Origin of the sequence: Qipengyuania mesophila, from assembly GCF_019711655.1 — a bacterium.
Classification (GTDB): Bacteria; Pseudomonadota; Alphaproteobacteria; order Sphingomonadales; family Sphingomonadaceae; genus Qipengyuania; species Qipengyuania mesophila.
In genome coordinates this window covers 813,416-834,167 of sequence record NZ_JAIGNU010000001.1, presented here as the reverse complement: position 1 = coordinate 834,167, position 20,752 = coordinate 813,416, and the positions used below count along the sequence as shown (strand labels likewise).

9 protein-coding genes are annotated in these 20,752 nt (G+C 66.7%); 4 read left to right on the top strand and 5 right to left on the bottom strand.

The genetic code is table 11. The annotated features are described in order from the left end of the window. Together K3181_RS04170 and K3181_RS04165 are read left to right on the top strand one after the other, a co-directional pair. Entirely contained in the window at positions 1-6,648 is a 6,648-nt protein-coding gene (locus tag K3181_RS04170) for a beta strand repeat-containing protein (protein ID WP_221601055.1), read from the top strand. Next, on the top strand, positions 6,648-9,668 hold the full coding sequence (locus K3181_RS04165) for a CHAT domain-containing protein (protein WP_221601053.1): 3,021 nt from the start codon (positions 6,648-6,650) through the stop codon (positions 9,666-9,668). The genes K3181_RS04170 and K3181_RS04165 overlap by 1 nt, the downstream gene beginning before the upstream one ends. 55 nt (positions 9,669-9,723) lie before the next feature. Here K3181_RS04165 and cysN read toward each other — a convergent pair whose 3' ends face one another. Beyond that, positions 9,724-11,631: a sulfate adenylyltransferase subunit CysN gene (cysN, locus tag K3181_RS04160; RefSeq protein ID WP_221601051.1), complete on the bottom strand. Its 1,908-nt coding sequence runs from the start codon at positions 11,629-11,631 to the stop codon at positions 9,724-9,726. After that, complete coding sequence (gene cysD, locus K3181_RS04155; RefSeq protein ID WP_221601049.1) at positions 11,631-12,551, bottom strand: sulfate adenylyltransferase subunit CysD; 921 nt, start codon at positions 12,549-12,551, stop codon at positions 11,631-11,633. Before cysD ends, cysN begins: the two co-directional genes overlap by 1 nt. Before the next feature lie 85 nt (positions 12,552-12,636). On the opposite strand from cysD, the gene K3181_RS04150 reads away from it, so the two are divergent. Beyond that, the gene (locus tag K3181_RS04150) at positions 12,637-13,635 is read left to right on the top strand and encodes a helix-turn-helix transcriptional regulator (RefSeq protein ID WP_247714857.1); all 999 of its coding nucleotides are present in this window, start codon (positions 12,637-12,639) and stop codon (positions 13,633-13,635) included. Here K3181_RS04150 and K3181_RS04145 read toward each other — a convergent pair. Both K3181_RS04145 and K3181_RS04140 read right to left on the bottom strand, forming a co-directional pair. Continuing rightward, positions 13,632-14,357, bottom strand: coding sequence for an acyl-CoA dehydrogenase family protein (locus K3181_RS04145; RefSeq protein ID WP_221601047.1), 726 nt, complete (start codon positions 14,355-14,357; stop codon positions 13,632-13,634). The two genes, K3181_RS04150 and K3181_RS04145, sit on opposite strands and share 4 nt — an antisense overlap. Continuing rightward, positions 14,354-15,490, bottom strand: coding sequence for an acyl-CoA dehydrogenase family protein (locus K3181_RS04140; RefSeq protein WP_345725446.1), 1,137 nt, complete (start codon positions 15,488-15,490; stop codon positions 14,354-14,356). The genes K3181_RS04145 and K3181_RS04140 overlap by 4 nt, the downstream gene beginning before the upstream one ends. Positions 15,491-15,609: 119 nt before the next feature. On the opposite strand from K3181_RS04140, the gene K3181_RS04135 reads away from it, so the two are divergent. After that, positions 15,610-17,031: an aldehyde dehydrogenase family protein gene (locus K3181_RS04135; RefSeq protein ID WP_221601043.1), complete on the top strand. Its 1,422-nt coding sequence runs from the start codon at positions 15,610-15,612 to the stop codon at positions 17,029-17,031. 9 nt (positions 17,032-17,040) lie between these two features. Here K3181_RS04135 and K3181_RS04130 read toward each other — a convergent pair whose 3' ends face one another. Then, positions 17,041-20,607, bottom strand: a complete 3,567-nt coding sequence (locus K3181_RS04130) for a hydantoinase B/oxoprolinase family protein (RefSeq protein WP_221601042.1) — start codon at positions 20,605-20,607, stop codon at positions 17,041-17,043. Between the last annotated feature and the right edge of the window lie 145 nt (positions 20,608-20,752).

The window sequence follows — 20,752 nt, the reverse complement described above, 5'->3', positions numbered from 1 at the left end:
ATGGTCCGTTCGATCAACCGCCGCGCCTCGCTGCTCCTTGGTGGGGCGGGCCTTGCGATGGCTGCCGCGCTCGCGCTCCCCACACCCGCACGGGCCGACGCCTTCAACGGCACGCCGGTGTTCGTCCGCGGGAGCGGGAATGTCGATCGCTCGGTCTCCAACATCGACACCATCACGATCACCTCGTCCAGCGCGGTGCTCGACTGGACCATCTACGAAGACGGCTTCGGCAATGCGCTGACCTTCCTGCCGAACGGGAACACGGCCTATTTCCAGGACGGTCCGGGCCAGGGCGGCTTCGCCGTGCTCAACCGCATCCTGCCCTCCACCAATGGCAACGTGGTCGTCTTCCAGGGCTCGGTGATCTCGCGCCTGCAGGATGCGAGCGGCAATTTTTCGAATGGCGGGATGGTCGCCTTCTATTCACCCACCGGGATCATCGTTGGGGCCAATGCCGTGTTCGATGTCGGGCAGCTCCTGCTGACCACGCTCGATCCCGATCTCAACAGTTTCGACAGCTATGCAGCGGGGGGAACGCTGCAGTTGACTGGCGCATCGGGTGCAACCGCCGGTGTCACGATCGCCAGCGGGGCACAGATCGGTGCCCCCGGCGAAGGCAGCTATTTCGCCGTGGCCGCGCCGCAGATCGCCATGCGCGGCAATGCCTACATCAACGGCTCGACCGCCTATGTCGCCGGCGAGCAGGTCAATTTGTCCTACGCCAACGGGCTGTTCAACATCCAGATTCCCGTCGGGACCAGTGTGGCCAATCCGATCGACCACAGCGGCACGACGGGCGGACCGTCGAGCACGGGATCGGGCGACAACCACCTGATCTACGCGGTCGCCAAGGCGACCACCGATCCGATCACCATGCTGCTGCGCGGCAACCTCGGCTTCGACACGGCGGCGAGCGCCGGGATCGACAATGGCGATATCATCCTGTCGGCCGGCTACGACGTCTTCGGTCGCTCGGTCTCCACCGGCGCGGTCAACAGCAGTGCGCTCGAGGAATCGATCTCGATCCTCGGCTCCGCGAATTTCTCCTCGAGCGTCCTTGCCGGGGCGACCGGTTCCTTCTCGGTCAATTCGAATGCCGGCGCGGTCGATTTCGCCGACGGGCTGATCGCACGCGGCGCGCGATCGGTTTCGCTCATCGCCAAGAGCGGCAACGACGTGACCATCACCGGCGATGTCGACCTCGAAGCCGAGGGCACCATCCTTGGCACGGGCGATGTCGTAGGGGGCACGATCGATCTGCTTGCGCGCGATGGCGCCGCGCTCTCGATTTCCGGCGGCCTCTTCGCCGATGCGACGCCAACCCAGAACAATGGCGACACTACGGGCGGCAAGGTTCAACTCAAGGCGGATGGTGGCACGCTGACCATCGATGGTGACGTCTGGCTGCGGGCGGAGGGCAACGACCATTTCGCCAGCGGTACGCTCGGCGACAGTTTTGGCGGAACCACTCGCCTGCTCGCGAACAACGCAGGGACGATCAGCCTGGGCGGTACCCTCCTGATGGACGCGCTTGCCTTCGGCAATGGCCGGGGCGGGCGAAGGGGTATCGGCGGTACCAGCGAAGTCGTCGCCCAGAGCGGCGGCCGGGTAGATGTCGCTGGGACGGCAACCTTGCGCGCCTCTGGCTATGGCGGAGATGCCGATGGTACGCTGGGCGTTTTCGACGGCGGCTTGGGGATGGGCGGTACGGTTCAGCTCCTGGCGACCGGCGGAACGCTCAATTTCGGCAGCGATGTCCTGATTTCCGCCGAAGGTTACGGCGGCGAGGGTGCTGCCGCCTTCGGATTTGGCAGCGGCGGCGATTTCGGGGGTGCCGGTGTAGGGGGGCTGGGGAACATCCAGTCGACCGACGGGAACATTACCATAGCCGGGCAGTCGAGCCTTTTCGTTCGCGGCTTCGGCGGTCAGGGCGCTTCCGGCGGTAATGGCTCGGGAGGGATCGCGCAGGTGTTTGCGCGCGGGACCGGAACCATCGACCTCACGAGCGTGTCTGGCTCTGCCCATGGATTGGCCGGCGGCGGCCTCGGCGCGAGCGGTCGCGGTGGCGACGGCCAGGGCGGTCGGTCGATCATCATCACCCAGGACACCGGCGCCATCCACCTGACCGGCGATGCCAATATGCAGGCCAACAGTTTCGGGGGCGATGGCCACACCGGCGGTGATGCCATAGGCGGCAATGCCGGGGTCTATGCGATATTCGGTAATATCGTTGTCGACGGAGACGCCTATCTCTCCACCCAGGCCTTCGGCGGCGACGCCACGGTCGGGTTCGGCGGCAATGGCGGCAACGCGCTTGGCGGGACGTCCTATGTCCAGGCGGACGGCTCGCAAACGCTGTCTGCCAGCGTCACGATCGGCGGCAATGCCTCCGCCTATGCGGGCGGATACGGCGGCACCGGCGGCGCGGGCGATGGCGGCTCGATCGCGGCCGGTGACGGTGGCGATGGCACGGGAGGAACCTATCAGGGTGCACCGGGAACAGGCGGTGCATTCGCTCTAGCCGGCCGGGACAATGCGACGCTGAGTATTGGCGGATCGACCGTCCTCGACGCCCTGGGCTTCGGCGGCACCGGCGGTACGGGGGGAACCGGCCAGGCGGGCGGCCGCGGCGGTGACGGAAACGGCGGGACAACCCAGGCTGGTACCTTCAGCGGGCGTGGCGATGGTTCGCTTGGCAATGGCCAAGCGAGTTTCAACGCGCTTTACCTCGCGGCGAACGGCACCGGCGGCCAAGGTGGTTCGGGAGGCGGCGGCCTTGGCGCAGGGGGTGATGGCACGGGCGGCTTTGCGGGGACTTTCGCCATCCAGTCGCAGGTCACTGCCACGGATATTTCGACGATTGCGAATGGGACGGGCGGCTCTGGCGCGACCGGTGGAGTCGGCATCGGCGGTAACGCCGGCATCGGCGTAGTCTCCGGTACGCTCAATGCGTCCAGCTTCTACGGCAGCGCCACGGGAACTGGCGGCGGAGCGACAGCGGGCGATGCCGGCGACGGCATCGGCGGCGAGGTCTCGATCGACAGCGATGGGACACTGAACGTCACCGGCAACATGAGTCTCAATGCCCTCGGCTACGGCGGCTCGAGTTCGACTGGGCTGGGCGGATTCGGCACGGGCGGGCTGGCGCGGTTCACCTCGACCGGCTCGGCGACCTCGACGGTCGGGGGGACTCTTTCGCTCAACGCCTTTGCGGTCGGAGGGTCTGGAGGCGATGGCGGAGGCGGACAAGGCGGGACCGCGGAACTCGACTTGCGCGGTGTCAGCGCGCTGACCGCAGGTAGTCTTTACGGTGATGCCGGCGGGAGAGGCGGCAATGGCGCGGTCGCCGGCGCGGCAACCGGCGGCGACGCTTCGATCCTCGTCGGCACGGGTGGCAACCTCTTGGTCGAACGCGAAAGCTTCTGGCAAGCCGGCGCCACCGGAGGCTCAGCCATCATCGGCGACGCCGCCGACGCTCAGGGCGGTACGATCACCGTGGAGAGCCGCGGTGGCACCATCACGTTCAACGAGCTGCTCTACATGCAGGCACAGGGGGTCGGTGGCGCCGTCATCGACGGTACGGGCAAGGGCGGCAGCGGCCGGGGCGGTGCGATCGACATTTCCGCGTCCGGCGGCGGTTCGCTCAGTTTCTGGTCGATCCAGGCGTCTGCCGGTGGTTTGGGCGGAACGGGTTCAACTGCCGAAGGCGGTGACGGTTTCGGCGGCATCGTGGCAGTGACCGCCATGGACAATGGCAGCCGCATCGACGTGCTCAACGAGCGCAGCTTGCGCCGTTTCGACACCATAAATCGTGGCGGCATGTTCGCCGCCAACGGGATCGGCGGAAACGCCAACGGGGGCAGCGGTGCCGGCGGCCTTGGGACCGGTGGCGAAGTCTACATCCTAGCGGGTGCAGGGAGCACGATCGCGCTACCCTCGACAGTCGACCCGACAAACCCCGACTCGGTCGGCTTTACCTCCATAATCGCGCGCGGTTACGGCGGCGGCTCGTCCGTAAACGGCGGTAGGGGCGGCGACGGCATGAGCGGCACGATCGAGGTGCTCGCCAACGGCGGGACCTTCACCTCGGGCGAGATGCTGGCGAGTGTCTTCGGGCAGGGCGGCAACAGCCTGAACAGCGCCCTCAACATCTCCGGCGGCAATGCGTTCGGGGGAACGCGCATTTTCTCGGCCAGCAACGGCGGGTCGATGAGAGTGAACATGATCGGCGGGGGCGCAGGCGCTGTCGGCGGCAATGGTTCGGGAACCGGCATCGGTGGCGATGCAACCGGTGGTTCGGCTTTCCTGGTCGTCGACAATGCCGACGTCACCTTTGTTGGAAGGGGCCTGTTCTTCGCCGGCGCCTCGGGTGGTTCGGGGCGCATCGGCGGCGATGCCACCGGCGGCAACGTCTATGTCTCGCTCGCCAACGGCGCCAGCGTGAATGTGGTCCCGGATGCCGAGGGCAACGCCTATCTCGGGCTTGGCACTTCTGCCATCGGTGGCGAAGGTACCGAGCGCGGCGGCGCTGCCAGGGGCGACCAGGTGACTCTGGGGATCAGCAATTCGACCTTCGACGGCCAGCTTCTGGTCAATACCGATGCCTTTGGCGGGGGAGCCAGCAACGGAACCGGTGGCGATGCCCGCGGCGGCAGTTTCTCGATGCTCACGCAGAACTCGCAGGTCCTGCTCGGTACCGGGAGCGAGATTTCCACCTCGGCATTCGGCGGCAGCGGCCTTGTCGGCGGTTCGGCGATCGGCGGGATGAGCGCGTTCAATATATTCGAGGGCACTGCGCTCGATGTCTACGGTGCGCCCAGCGGCCTGTCCCTGCTGACGGTCGATGCCAATGCCACCGCGGGGACCGGCAGCAATGGCGATGGCGATGCGACCGGCGGCGCGGTCCAGTGGTTCGTGCGTGGCGGATCGGTCACGGCGCCCTCGATCGTGCTGAATGCGCGTGCAACCACGGGAACCGGGACTGCCACGGCTGGCACGCTCGGATTGACGGCGGCGGACAATGCGAATGTCGGAATCGGCCTGCTGCAAATGGATGCCTCGGCCGAAGCAGCCGGTACCGGGACCGCGAGCGGTGGCCTGGCCAACCTCGTTTCCCGTGGACAGTCCGAAATCCAGCTCGGCACTCTCGAGATCGATGCGGACGGCGCGGACGTGGCCGGCTATTTCGAGATGTTCGCCAATGGCGGCACGCTCGGCATCGAAAATGCTTATATCCAAGCGACCGGTGCGAGTGCTGGCGGGCTGTCGCGGATCGTCGCCAATGGAGGGAGTGTGCCGATCAGCGACTATGCCCAGTTCATCCTTACGGGCGATCTCAACATCAACACCTCCAATGGCGGGCTCGTCGGCGGCCCGTCGGTCGCGAACCCCACCGCGACCATCTTCATCCAGACGCCGGGCACCGTCAGGATCGATGGCGACAACGACGACCAGATCAGTTTCGGCGGTCGCGAGCTGTTCATCACATCCAACGAGCTGGACATCCTCGACGGCGCGCGGATCGGGGCGCAATTTCTGGGGCTGAGCGTATTCGGCAATGACAACATCACGGTCATCGGCGGCAACACGGATACGCCCGGATATACGCTGACCCAGGCCGAGCTCGGTCGCATTGAGGCCGGCGCGGCGAGCTTCTCGACCTCATTCGACGGGATGGCTTCGGACGACCTGCTGTTCCGCGATACGACCATATTCGGGTCGCTCGACGACGGCGTGTCCGATCTGTCGATCGAAGCGCGCGTGGTCCGTGTCGAAGGCATGGTGACCTATCGCGAAGCCGCCGCGACCGACTATTTCGGCATCTTCGCGGACCGGCTCGAAATCGTCACTCCCGGGGGCATCCAGATCCTCGATCCGAGCGGCAACCTGACGGGCACCTTCGAGTTCGAGGGCGGCAATTTCTGGATGGCCGATGCCGATACGATTGCCCGTCTGCGGGATGATGTCGCCTTCGACGGCCGCAACGACCTGCTGGCCACGGCAGCTACGGGCAGCGACGATCCGCTGGGATATCTGCGGGCGGGAGACGTCTTGATCGACATCGAGGAAACCTTCCTTGTTCGCAACACCGGCACGGCCGCAGCGCCGGGCGGGATCACCGTGACCGGTACGCTGACGATCGACGGCGACGGGGTCGAATTCCCGATAGATGCCTTTGCCTACGGCCGCAGGCAGAATTCCGACGGATCCTTCACGACCGGAGAGGCCTTTTTCGAACTGATCGATTTCACCGGTGGAGAGGATGCCGACCCCCAGGACCCGGTGACCTATGACGATAATGCGCAGTTCAACAATTGCGGCATCAATTCCGGCGAATGCGCTGTGATCGAGCAGCCCGAAGAACCGGAGGTGCCGGACGAGCGCGAGGAGGTCCTCGAAGAGATCGATGAGGAAGCACCCGCCGCGGCGGTGACCACCACCGAGCCGATCGCCGCCGCTCCGGTAGAGCAGAGCGAACAGGACAGCAATGTCGAATTCGGATCGGATTTCCCCGCGCTGCTGAGCGCCTCGCTGGTCGTCCAGGAGGACGCGATCGACGATCCGGTGACCAGCGGCGGCGATATCGCGCTCTACGGTTCGGGCGAGGAAGACCCGGGCGAAGATGACGAGGAAGAGGGAGACGAATGATGCGCAGAAAATCCCTGGCCGCCTTCGCGGCACTCCTCGCGCTTCCGCTGCAGAGCCTGTCCGCACAGGGACAGGACCGTCCAGTCAGCTACGCCGATACCTTCGCCATCGGGGCCAACGGGCTGTGCGAGGCGCAGATCCTGCCGCCGCAGCCGGGCGGGGGCCTGTTCGACCGCGGCTATACCATCGTTTGCCGCGACGCGGCGGCGCCGGTCGGCACGCTGTGGGTCCTGCGCGACCTGCCATCGGGCGATGCCACCGCGCGCTTCCTCCCCTCGGCCAGCTGCAATGCAGGCGATGCGGGCGCGGTGCCCGACGCGCTCGCGGGCAGCGCCAGCTATTCCTGTACCGACGAGGATCTCGGCACGCGCCGGGTGCTGGTGGCGGGCCAGCTGGGCGGCAAGCTCTATGCCGGCGAGGCGATCGCTGCCTATGCCGACGCGGTGCGGCTGGGGCTGGCGACGCTGGTCAACGACCACCCGGTCCAGGGCGATGTCGAGATTCCGCTCACCGAGACCGGCGACGCCGCCGCCTTCGCCCGGGCGCAGGCGCGGGCGCTCGCCGCCGATGCGGTGATCGCCGAGGCCTATCGGCGCAGCAACAGCGGGGATTTTGCCGAGGCGGCGGAATTCTTCGCCGAGACGGCTGCGACCGGAGAGGGCGGCAATGCCCTCGAGGCGCGCCTCAACGCCGCGCTGCTGCAGTCGAACCTGGGCAACTACGCCGAGGCGGCGCGCGGCTTTTCGAGCGTGCGCGGGCAAGTCGCCGGCGATCCCGTCATGGCGCGCATGCTGCGCAATTACGAGGCGATCGACGCGCTCAATGCGGGCGCGCCGCAGACCGCGCTCGACATTCTTGAGCGGCCCCTGCCCGCGGGCACCGGTTCGCGTGACGCGCTGGCCGGGCTCGAGATTTCGGATGCGCTGGCGGCGCGCCTCTCGGCCGAGCAGGCGAGCGCACTCGACAGCATCGGCGGGCTGACCCCGCTCGAGCGCGCCGACCTGCTCGATGGCCAGACCGAATATCTCAAGGCAACGGCGCTGCGCCTGCTCGGAAGAGGAGCCGAAGCAGAGAGCCATCTGACCGCGGCTGACAGCACGCTCGGCGGGGTCCGCAACGGATCGGTCCGCTCGATCCTGTGGCTGCGCGCGCAGGTGCTCGGCGAACTCGCCGATCTCGCGGAGCGCAAGGGCGATACTACCGCTGCCCAGGCCTACCACGGCCAGGCGATCGGCCTGCTCGAGGTGAACTACCCGGATTCACCCGCGCTGCTCAGCAGCAAGGCGCAGCTGGCCGGCTTCCTCGCGCGCAGCGGTCGCAAGGACGAGGCGCTCGCCACCTATCGCGACCTGGTCGACAAGGCACAGGGCAAGCCCGCCCCTGCCTTGCGTCGCCTTCTGGTGCCCTATTTCGACCTCCTCGGCGAAGCCGGGCTGGCCGAGAGCGAGGCTGCGGGCGACATGTTCCTCGCCAGCCAGCTGCTCCAGCGGCCGGGACTCGCGCAGACGCAGGCGGTGCTTGCCCGCGAGCTGTCGGGCGGTAGCGACGAGGCCTCGCAACTGTTCCGCAAGGCGGTCAACATCGGCCGCTCGGTCGAGCAGGTGCGCAATCGCATCGCCCTGCTCGAGGGCCAGGCCGCGGGCGATCCGCTGGTGGCGGAACGCCTCGCCGCGCAGCAGGCGACGCTCGAAAAGCTCGAAGCCGAGCAATTGTCGATCCAGAACAAGCTCGGCGAATACCCGCGTTTCCGCGCGGTGTCCGACGGGCGCGTCACGCTCGGTGAACTGCAGGAAACGCTCCGGCCGGGCGAGGGCTATCTCAAGCTGGCGACGCTCGACGGCGCCACCTTCGCCGTCTTCGCCACACCCGACATGGCGCGCGCCTATCGCGTGGGGATCGATCCGAACGCGCTCGAGGCCGAGGTCGACGATCTGCGCGCGACGATCGCCTATGTCGAGAATGGCGAGACGCTGACCTTCCCCTTCGACATCGAGAAGTCGCGCGCGCTCTACAAGGCACTGCTCGATCCGGTCGATGCCGAGGTGAAGGCGCTGAAGCACCTGGTGTTCGAACCCGACGGGGCGATGCTGCGCCTCCCGGCAAACCTGCTGGTAACCGACGACGACAGCGTCGAACGCTATGTCGAGCGCGTCGCGCGCGAGGGCGACGAGTACGACTTCAGCGGAACCAGCTGGCTCGGTCGACAGGTCAACATCACCACGACGGTCTCGCCCTCGGCGTTCCGCGACGTCCGCAAGGCGCCGCGATCGGGCGCGACGCGCGAATATATCGGCTTCGGCGAAAACACGCCGATCAGCGCAGACCGGGGCACGCTCGGCACGCGCTCGGCGCTCGCCGGGGGCGAGGACTGCCTCTGGGCGCCGGCGGTCTGGGACTATCCGATCAAGGCAGACGAGCTCTACACCGCGTCGCGCAGCCTCGGGGCGAAGGCCACGGAGGAAAGGATCGTCACCGGCGATACGTTTACCGATACGGCCGTGCTCGGGATGGAGGACCTCAACCAGTACCGCATCCTCCACTTCGCGACCCATGGGCTGGTCACCGCACCGCAGCCCGAATGCCCGCCGCGCCCCGCGCTGCTCACCTCCTTCGGAGACGACCAGTCCGACGGCCTGCTGTCCTTTGCCGAAATCTTCGACCTCAAGATCGACGCCGATTTGGTGATCCTGTCGGCCTGCGACACCGCGGGCGCGGCCACGCTCGGCGCCACGCGCGAGGCGGGCGTGTCGGGTGGCGGCTTCGCGCTCGACGGGCTGGTTCGCGCCTTCGTCGGTGCGGGCGGGAGGACCGTGGTGGCGAGCCACTGGCCGATCCCCGACGATTACGACGCCACCAACCGGCTGATCGACGGCTTCTTCGCCGCGGGTGAGGGTGTCGAACTGGCCGAAGCGATGCGGAGGTCGCAGGCGCGGCTGATGGACAGCAAGGAAACCTCGCATCCCTTCTACTGGTCGGCCTTCGCCATCGTCGGCGACGGCGGCGCGCCGCTGCGCGAGTAATTCGAGGCGCCGGGGGCGGAGTGACAGGGGCGCGCCTCGGCGCGCCCCTGTTTTCCTATTTCAGCGGGAGGATCTGGCCGATGATGTAGTCCGCAGCCTGCTGCGGGGTCATTTCGACCGTGTTGACGCGGATTTCCGGATTCTCCGGCGCTTCGTAGGGGCTGTCGATGCCGGTGAAGTTCTTCAGCTTTCCCTCGCGTGCCTTCTTGTAGAGGCCCTTGACGTCGCGCGCCTCGGCAACCTCCAGCGGCGTGTCGACATGGATCTCGATAAACTCGCCCGCATCGATCATCTCGCGCACCAGCTGGCGGTCGGCCCGGAAGGGGCTGATGAAGGCGGTGAGCACGATCAGGCCCGCGTCGGTCATCAGCTTGCAGACCTCGCCGACGCGGCGGATGTTCTCGATCCGGTCGCTCTCGGTGAAGCCGAGGTCCTTGTTGAGCCCGTGGCGGACATTGTCGCCGTCGAGCAGGAAGGTGTGGCGGTTCATGATCGCCAGCTTCTTCTCGACCTCATTGGCGATGGTCGACTTGCCCGAGCCCGACAGGCCGGTGAACCACAGCACGCGCGGTGTCTGGTTCTTCATCCCGGCGTGATGGTCGCGCGTGATGTCGGTCGGCTGCCAATGGACGTTCTGGCTGCGGCGCAGGCTGAAATGCAGCATCCCCGCACCCACCGTGTGGTTGGTGATCTTGTCGATCAGGATGAACCCGCCCAGCGCGCGGTTCTCCGTGTAGGGATCGAACACCACGCGCTTGTCGGTGGTGATCTCGCATACCCCGATCTGGTTGAGATGGAGCGTCTGCGACGCAAGGTGCTCCATCGTGTTGACGTCGATCTCGAACTTCGGATGGGCGATGGTCACGCTGACCATCTGCGTACCCAGCTTGAGCCAGTAGGCGCGGCCGACGACGAGCGGTTCGTCGTCCATCCACACGATCGTGCTCTCGAACTGGTCGGCCACCTCGGGCGGCGCGTCGGCCGTGGCCAGCACGTCGCCACGCGAGCAGTCGATCTCGTCCTCGAGCGTGATGGTGACCGACTGGCCGGCGACCGCCTCGTCGAGATCGCCATCCATGGTGACGATCGACTTCACCTTGCTGGTCTTGCCCGAGGGCAGTGAGCGCAGCTCGTCGCCGGGCTTGACCGTGCCGGTGGCGATCTGGCCCGAGAAACCGCGGAAGTCGAGATTGGGGCGGTTGACCCACTGGACCGGCATCCGGAACGGCTTCGCCTGGTTGGCGGTGTTGTTCACCTCGAGCTGTTCGAGATGGTCGATCAACACCGGGCCGTGGTACCAGGGAGTATCGTCCGAACGGGTGGTGATATTGTCGCCGGCGAGGCCCGACATCGGGATCGCCGTGAATGTCTCGATGCCGATGCTCTCGGCAAAGTGCTCGTAATCGGCGACGATCGCATCGAACTTCGCCTGATCGTAATCGATCAGGTCCATCTTGTTCACCGCCAGCACCAGATTCCTGATGCCGAGCTGGTGACACAGGAAGCTATGGCGCTTGGTCTGCACCAGCACGCCCTTGCGCGCATCGATCAGGATCACCGCACAATCGGCGGTCGACGCGCCGGTCACCATGTTGCGCGTGTACTGCTCGTGGCCGGGGCAGTCGGCGACGATGAACTTGCGCTTCTCGGTCGCGAAAAAGCGATAGGCGACGTCGATCGTGATGCCCTGTTCGCGTTCGGCGGCAAGCCCGTCGACCAGCAGAGCGAAGTCGATCTCCTGCCCCTGCGTGCCGACCTTCTTGCTGTCGTTCTCGAGCGCGGCCAGCTGGTCCTCGAAAATCATCTTCGAATCGTAGAGCAGGCGTCCGATCAGGGTCGACTTGCCGTCGTCCACGCTGCCGCAGGTGATGAAACGCAGCATCGACTTGTTCTGGTGCTGCTCGAGATAGGCCTCGATGTCCTCGGCGATGAGCGCGTCGGTCTTGTAGATAGGGTCGGTCATCAGAAGTAGCCCTCCTGCTTCTTCTTCTCCATCGACGCGTCGCCCGCGTCCTTGTCGATCACGCGGCCCTGCCGCTCGCTGGTGGTGGTGAGGAGCATTTCCTGGACGACTTCCTGCAGCGTCGCTGCCTCGCTCTCGACCGCGCCGGTCAGCGGAAAGCAGCCCAGCGTGCGGAAGCGGATCGAGCGCTCGGTGATCTCCGGGCGATAGCCCATGACCTTCTCGAGCCGGTCGATATCGTCGGCCATGAACAGGCCGCCCTCATATTCGTAGGTCGGCCGCGGGGCGCTGAAATAGAGCGGCACGATCTCGATGTTCTCGGCCATGATGTACTGCCAGATGTCGAGCTCGGTCCAGTTGGACAGCGGGAAGACGCGGATGCTCTCGCCCTTCTTCTTGCGCGCGTTGTAGAGGTTCCACAGCTCGGGGCGCTGGTTCTTCGGGTCCCAGCCATGCGTCGCGGTGCGGAAGGAGAAGATGCGCTCCTTGGCGCGGCTCTTCTCCTCGTCGCGGCGCGCGCCGCCGAAGGCCGCGTCGAAGCCGTATTTGTCGAGCGCCTGCTTGAGCCCCTCGGTCTTCCACATGTCGGTGTGCAGCGGGCCGTGGTCGAACGGGTTGATCCCGCGTTCGGCCGCCTCGGGGTTCTGGTGGACCAACAGTTCCATCCCGGCATCCTTCGCCGCCTTCTCGCGCAGCGCATACATGTCCTGGAACTTCCAGGTCGTGTCGACATGCATCAGCGGGAAGGGCGGGGGCGAAGGATAGAAGGCCTTCTTGGCGAGGTGCAGCATCACCGCGCTGTCCTTGCCGATCGAATAGAGCATCACCGGCTTGTCGGCCTCGGCGGCGACTTCGCGCATGATGTGGATGCTCTCGGCCTCGAGGCGCTGGAGATGGGTGAGGGTCTTGGCGTCGGTCATCGATGGGCTCCGCAAGTATTCGCCGAGACATAGGTGCGCGCGGCGCCGATGGACCTCCCAAATGGGAGGTGATAGAAGAACTTGCATGCGGATTCCGAATCTCGGCGAGGCGGAGCTGCTCGTGCCGCTCCATTCGGGGATGTTCGAGCAGCCGATGTGGCGGACCTTCCTGCGCCAGCTGCTGCGCGTGTGCGAGGCGGAAGGCGTTGCGATCGTGCTCGACAGCGCCGACCAGGGCGGGCGGATCGCACTCGGCGAGGGCGTGCCATTGGCCATGCCCGAGGCAGCGATGCGCGAAGGGCGCGTCTATGCGGGCGAGGAGCTCGACGGGGCCGCGGGCGGGCTGCGCGCCGTACGTATCGGTGGGAGCGGACTGGATCTCACCATGGCGGTGATGGCGCCGCAAATCCCCGGCGCGGAGATCGCCAGCCTCCTCTCGGCACTGGTCCCGCATTTGAAGGTAGCGCTGCAGGTACTCGCCGCGATCGAGCGCGAGCGCGGTCGCGCCTCGGTCAGTGCCGAGGCCGCCCGACGGATGAATTTCGGCTGGATCGCGGTCGATGAGCGCTGCCGGATCGTCGATCTCGATGCGCAGGCAGAGCGCTTCCTCGAGCGTTCTGGCGCGCTGCGACGCGGTCCCTACGATCGCCTCTTCCCCTCAGCCCCCGCCATCGACCGCCAGCTGACCGCCATCGTCAAGGCCATGGCCGGCGACCGCCGCCACCGCCCGCGCGCGATCAATCTCAGCCACGATCCGTGGATCGACATCCTCGTCGCGCCGATGCGGGTCGAGGCGCTTGCCGGGGATAGCAAGGCGGTGGCGGTGATTTATTTGCGCGGCGACCGCTCCTCCTCCGCCGACCGCCACGAGCAGCTCGTCGACCTGTTCGACCTGACCCCGGCCGAGGCGCGGCTGGCGTGGTCATTGGCGCAGGGATTGTCGATCGCCGAGGCGGCGGAAGAGCATGGCCTGACGGTCGAGACGGCGCGTTACTACTCGAAGCGGATCTACGCCAAGACCGGCGCGCGCGGGCAGGTCGACCTCGTGCGCAACATCCTCACCGGCGTGCTGGCGCTCGCCTAGTCGGTCCGCGCGGTGAGGTCGGGCCAGAAGGAGTCGGCCCCGCGCGCGATCACCGCCTTGCCAAGGCGACGGCTCCAAAACGCATCGTTGCCGTATTCGCTGCGCCACTGCCACAGCCGCCGGGTCAGCTGGTGGAGCGCATATTCCTGCGTGAAGCCGATCGCGCCGTGGACCTGGTGCGCCACGGTGGTGCCGATCTCGACCGCGCGATTGGCGCGCAGCTTGGCCGCCGCGATCTCGAATTGGGCCGATCCGCGCCCGAGCGCCTGCGCCGCGCCCATCGCCGCGCAGTTCGCCGCCGCCGCCTCGCAGGCGAAGCTCGCCAGCGACTGCTGGACCGCCTGGAACTTGCCCAGCGCGCGGTCGAACTGCTGCCGCTCGTTGACATAGCCGACCGACAGCGCGAGCGCTGCATCGAGCGCGCCCGCGATCTGCGCGGTACGAGCAAAGGCCATCAGCTCATGGCGACGTTCGCCTTCGGCGACCCGAGCCACTATCAGTGCGGGAAGGTCGATCCCCAGCGCGTGATATCCCGCGAGGCGGAACACGGTCAGCGCATCGAGCCAGTCGCCGCCGAAGCCGCCCTCGTCCTCCGATACCAACAGCAGCGGCAGGCCCAGTTCCTCGAGCCGCGACAGGTCGCAATCTTCACTGGCGCCGGGACCCAGATCGGCGAACAGCGGATCGGCCATCTCGGCCAGCATGCGGCGGGTATCGCTCATCTCAGGCCCAGCCCCCGGGCGATGATCCCCCGGATGATCTCGCGCGTCCCGCCGCGCAGCGAAAAGCTCGGGCTGACCTGCAGCAGGTAGAAACAGACCGCGCGCAATATCTCGGCATCGGCGTCGTCGAAATCGATGGCCGATTGAACCAATTGTGGGATCGCCTGCTCGTAGGAATTACCCAGATCCTTGACGATAGTCGCCTCCAGGGCCGGGTCTTCGCCGCGTGCCAGCTTGGCCGCCACCGAGGCGCTCATCAGCCGCAGCGTCCAGGCCTCCGCGGCCAGGCGGCCGACCATTTCCATGAGCGCTGGGTCGTCCTTGCCCTCGGCATGGCGCACCAATTCGAGGAACAGCACCATCGACGAAAGATACCGCTCGGGTCCGGATCGTTCGAGCGAGAGCTCGGCCGTCGCCTGCTTCCAGCCTTCGCCCTCGGTGCCGAGTAGCGCGGAGGCGGGCAGGCGCACGTCCTCGAAGAACACCTCGTTGAATTCATGCGCCCCGGTGAGGTCGATGATCGGTTTCACGGTGACGCCGGGTGTGTCCATCGGGATCACGAATTGCGAGAGGCCCTGCTGCCGCTCGCTGCCAGCTTCCGAGCGCACCAGCGCGATCATGAAATGACTGACATGCGCACCGGTGGTCCAGACCTTCTGGCCGCTGATCACCCATCCATCGCCATCGCGCCGCGCAGAAGTGCGGACCGAGGCGAGGTCCGATCCCGAACCGGGCTCGCTCAGGCCGATGCAGGCGAAGGCTTCGCCACGCGCGATGGCGGGCACCCAGCGGCGCTTCAGCTCTTCATTTCCGAGCCGGAGCAGCAGCGGCCCGCTCTGGCGATCTGCGATCCAGTGCGCGCCCACCGGAGCGCCCGCCGCGAGCAGTTCCTCGATCACCACATAGCGTTCGAGCTGGCTGCGCTCGTGGCCACCATATTCCGCGGGCCAGGTCATGCCGAGCAGGCCCGCTTCGCCGAGCTTGCGGCTGAATCCGGGATCGGCCTTGGTCCAGCTGTTCGCGCGTTTCACCGGGTCGCGCTCGCCATGCTCCACCACCAGCGCGCACACCTGCTCGCGCAGCGCCGGGGCGCTGTCCGGCCAGTCGACGGCTTCGGTGACGAAAGTCTGCACGTGCTCTCCTCTCGCTGCCTCTCTCACCAATTTACCGCCGTACCGCAAGGCCCGTTGCATCGAGCAACGAATCTCGACAGTGTGTGCAGCAGAGGCGAATCCCCCGGAGGAGAGAGACGATGACCGACTACAAGAACCTGATCGACGGCGAGATGGTCGACAATGGCGAGTGGCTCGATGTGCTGAACCCGGCCAACGAGCAGGTCGTCGGCCGCGTCCCCGCCTGCGGCAAGGACGAACTCGACCGCGCGGTCGCCGCCGCGCGGCGGGCGTTCAAGACGTGGAAGAAAACGAGTCAGGAAGAACGCCAGCAGGTTGTCCAGGGGATCGCCGCCGCGATCAAGGACAATGCCGACGAACTGTACCGCCTGCTGACCACCGAGCAGGGCAAGCCGCACCAGCAGGCGCAGCAGGAGATCTACGGTGCTGCCGGCCTCGCCGCCGCGCAGTCGACGCTGACGCTCGACGACGTGATCAACCAGGACGACGACACCCGCCTGTCGCGCACCCGCCGCGTGCCGGTGGGCGTGGTCGGCGGCATCGTGCCGTGGAACTTCCCCGTGATGATGGCGATCCAGAAGATCGTCCCGGCGCTGGTCGCGGGCTGCACCATCGTGCTCAAACCGTCGCCCTTCACGCCGCTGACCACGCTGCGGATTGCAGAGTTGATCAAGGACGTTGTACCCGCCGGCACGGTCAACATCATCACCGGCGAGGACCACCTCGGCCCGATGATCACCGAACATCCCGACATCGACAAGATCACCTTCACCGGCTCGACCGCGACGGGCAAGAAGATCATGGAAGGCGCCAGCGGCGACCTCAAGCGCATCACGCTCGAACTCGGCGGCAACGACGCCTCGATCGTGCTGCCCGATGCCGACGTCGAGAAGGTCGCCGAACAGCTGTTCTGGTCGAGCTTCTCCAATGCCGGCCAGGTCTGCATCGCGGCCAAGCGCGTCTACATCCACAAGGACATCTACGACGATCTGAGCAAGGCGATCGCCGAATACGCCAAGACCGTGGTCGTGGGTGACGGTTCGCAGCAGGGCACGGGCGTCGGTCCGATCCAGAACAAGAAGCAGTACGAGCGCGTGCTCGAGCTGATCCAGGACGCCAAGGACAATGGCTACAAGTTCCTTACCGGCGGCGACAAGGATCCCTCGGGGACCGGCTACTACGTGCCGATCACCATCCTCGACAATCCGCCCGAGGACGCGCGGATCGTGGCCGAGGAACAGTTCGGCCCAGTCATGCCGCTGCTCAAGTTCGACACGATCGACGAGGTGATCGAACGCGCCAACAATTCGGAATACGGCCTCGCCGGCGCGGTCTGGACCAAGGACACCGACAAGGGCGTCGAGATAGCCGAACAGCTCGAAACCGGCACGGTGTGGATCAACGAATTCATGCAGTTGTCGCCCTTCGCACCCTTCGGCGGGCACAAGCAGTCCGGTTTCGGTGCCGAATACGGCGTCGATGGGCTGAAGGAATTCACCTATCCGCAGGTGATCACGGTCAAGCGCGACGCCGCGGTCTGATCGAACCTCCTAGCCCGGGCGGGGCGGGCCGAAGCCCCCTCCGCCCGGAGTGAGGATCACGAAAGCATCGCCGGGCTGCATCTCGGCCGATCCGGTCGCACCCAGTTCCTCGCGGGAGCCGTCGGCTCTCTCCACCCAGTTGCGTCCCGGCTGCGCATCGCCTCCGCCGCAGATGCCCTTCGGTGCGACCGCGCGCCGGTTGGCGAGCATATTGGCGCGCATCGGCTGGAGGAAGGTGACGCGGCGCTCCACGCCGTCGCCGCCGCGGAACTCGCCTGCGCCACCCGAGCCCTGCCTGATGGCGAAACGATCGAGCCGAACGGGCAGGCGCGTTTCGAGAATTTCCGGGTCGGTCAGCCTTGAATTGGTCATGTGCGTCTGCACCGCGCTGGTGCCGGGATGGTCCATTCCTGCGCCCGATCCGCCGCAGATCGTCTCGTAATACTGGTCGGTCCCGTCGCCGAAGGTGAAATTGTTCATCGTCCCCTGGCTCGGCGCGAGCCGTCCGGTCGCGGCGAACAGGGCGTCGGTGACCACCTGGCTTGTCTCGACATTGCCGGCGACGACGGCCGCACCTGGGCGCGGGTTGAGCATCGACCCTTCGGGCACCACCAGCTCGACCGGGCGCAGGCAGCCGTCGTTCATCGGGATGGCATCGTCGATCAGCGTGCGCACGACATAGAGCGCGGCGGCGCGGGTGATCGATCGCGGTGCGTTGAAATTATCGGGTAGCTGGTCGCTCGTGCCGGTGAAGTCGAACACGGCCGAGCGGGTCTCGCGGTCTACCCGGATAGCGACCTTGACCACCGCGCCATTGTCCATCGGATAGGCGAATTTGCCATCGTCGAGCCGGTCGAGCAGACGCCGCACGCTCTCTTCGGCATTGGCGAGCACGTGATCCATATAGGCGGTCACCACCTTGGCACCCTGGTCCCGCGCGGCCGAGTGGAGGAGCTCGGCCCCGCGCGTGCAGGCGGCAAGCTGCGCGCGCAGGTCCGATATGTTCCGATCGGGATTGCGTGCGGGATAGCGCGCCGAGGCAAGCAGATCGCGGATCTCCGCCTCGCGGAACCGCCCCTCGTCGACGAGAAGCACATTGTCGATGAGGACGCCTTCTTCTTCGATCGTGCGGCTTTCGGGTGGCATCGAGCCCGGCGCGATGCCGCCGATATCCGAATGGTGACCACGCGCAGCGACGAAGGCATCGGGTTCGTCGCCTTCCTCGCCGAAGAAGACCGGCACGATGACGGTGATGTCGGGGAGGTGCGTGCCGCCGCGATAGGGATCGTTGAGCACATAGGTGTCGCCGCGCAGGAACCCGCGTCCGTCGCGCGCCTCGCCGCGCGCCTCGATGACCCGCGCTATGCTCTCGCCCATGCTCCCGAGATGCACGGGAATATGCGGGGCGTTGGCGATCAGCGCGCCGCCGGCGTCGAACAGCGCGCAGGAGAAATCGAGCCGCTCCTTGATGTTGACCGATGTCGCGGTCGACTGAAGGACGACACCCATTTCCTCGGCGATCGCCATGAAAAGGTTGTTGAAGATCTCGAGCCGCACCGGGTCGACCTCGGTTCCCGCGGCCCGGTCGCGGGTGATCGCTTCGCTGCGGGTGAGGACGAGGCTGCCGTCCTCGGCCAAATCTGCCTGCCACCCCGCCTCGACCACAGTCGTCGATGCCGGATCGATGACCAGCACGGGACCGCTCACGGCCGCATCCTCGGCGATCGCCGGGCGTTCCACCGTTTGCCAGCTTCCCGAGGCCTCACCACTCGCGGCGAGCGGCGCGACTTCGCATTGTCCGAGCCCTCCCGATGATCCGCTCGCCTCTACGCTCAGCGCCTCGACGATGATCGGTGCCGCATCGTCGGAATAACCGAAGTTTCGGCGGTGTAGTGTGCGGAAGGCCTCGTCCATCGTGCTGTGGTCGTCGCAGTCGAGCGTGAGCAGGCTGTCGCTACCCTCGAACCGCAGGCGCGCGCGTCGCTCGATGGAAATCCCGTCCTCGGGAATGCCCTGCTCGCGCAAGGCCTCCAGCGCCTCGTCAGCCAGCAGCTCCAGTTCGGCGGCAAAGCCTTGCGACAGGGGGCGCACGAGGCTGACTTCGCGGATGGCCTTCACCGGGGCGAGCCCGATGCCATAGGCGGACAGGATGCCCGCAAGCGGGTGGACCAGCACGGTTTCGATGCCCAGCGCGTCGGCGACACGGCAGGCGTGTTGGCCTCCCGCCCCGCCGAAACAGGCGAGGGCGTAGGTCGTTACGTCGTGACCGCGTGCGACGCTGATCTTGCGGATGGCATTGGCCATGCTGTCGATCGCGATGGCGAGGAACCCCTCGGCGATCTCTTCAAGCGGCTTGGCTTCGGGCAGCGCCTCGGCGATTTCGGCCAACCGCGCGCGCGCGGCCTCGGGGTCGAGTGGTTGGTCGCCGTCGGGGCCGAACACGCTGGGGAAGAAGGCAGGATCGATCCTGCCGAGGAAGAGATTGCAGTCGGTCACCGTCAGCGGGCCACCCTTGCGATAGCAGGCCGGGCCCGGGTTCGCGCCCGCGCTGTCGGGGCCAACGCGGAAGCGCCCTGCATCGTAGTGGCAGACCGACCCGCCCCCCGCGGCCACCGTGTGGATCTGCATCATCGGCGCGGCGACGCGCACGCCCGCGACCACGCTGTCGCCGGTCAGCTCGTAGGCTCCGGCGTAATGCGCGACATCCGTGCTCGTCCCGCCCATGTCGAAGCCGATCAGCCGCTCGTGACCCAGCGCCGTGCTCGCCGCGACCATGCCGACCACGCCGCCTGCGGGTCCCGAGAGGATCGCATCCTTGCCGCGGAAGGCGCCGACTTCAGCAAGCCCGCCGTTGGACTGCATGAAACGCAGGCTCGCCACCTCGGGCAGGCTCGCCTGTAGCGTATCGGTGTAGCGTTTCAGCACCGGCGAGAGATAGGCATCTACCACCGTCGTATCGCCACGCGGGACGAGCCGGATGAGCGGGGCGACCTCGTGGCTGACGCTCACCTGTGCGAAGCCAAGGTCGCGTGCCATGGCGGCGAGGCGCTCCTCGTGATCGCGATATTTCCAGCCATGCATCAGCACGATGGCGAGCGCATCGAAGCCTTCGTCGCGCAAGGCTGCGAGTTGTGCTTTGGCGCGGACTTCGTCGAGCGGCTCAAGGAGCGTCCCGTCGGCGCCCACGCGCTCGTCGATCTCGACCACCATCGAGGGAAGCTGTTCGGGCAGCACGATATGGCGCGCGAAGATGTCGGGCCGTGCCTGGTTACCGATGCGCAGCGCATCGCCGAACCCGCGCGTGATGACGAGTGCGAGCCGCTCGCCCTTGCGCTCGAGCAGGGCATTGGTCGCGACCGTGGTCCCGATCCGCATTTCGGCGATCGGACCGCGGCCGTGGCGCTCTATCAGGCGGCGAACCGCCTCGCTGGCGGCATCGAAATAGTGCTCGGGATTTTCCGACAGCAATTTGTCGGTCACCAGCTGCCCGGCGGGGGTGACGGCAACCACGTCGGTGAAGGTTCCGCCGCGATCGACGGCAAAGCGCCACGCGCCCGGTTTCGCTGCTCCACTCATGCGCCGCGCTTCGCATGGGCGACGGCGAAGATCAAATCAGCCTCCGCTTGATGGAGGTTGGCGCGCGCGAGACGTCGAGGGTTCGGTGGCCTTCCCAATTCGATCTTAACCATTCTTCTCTAGCCCGTGACCCCGGGGCGCGCGG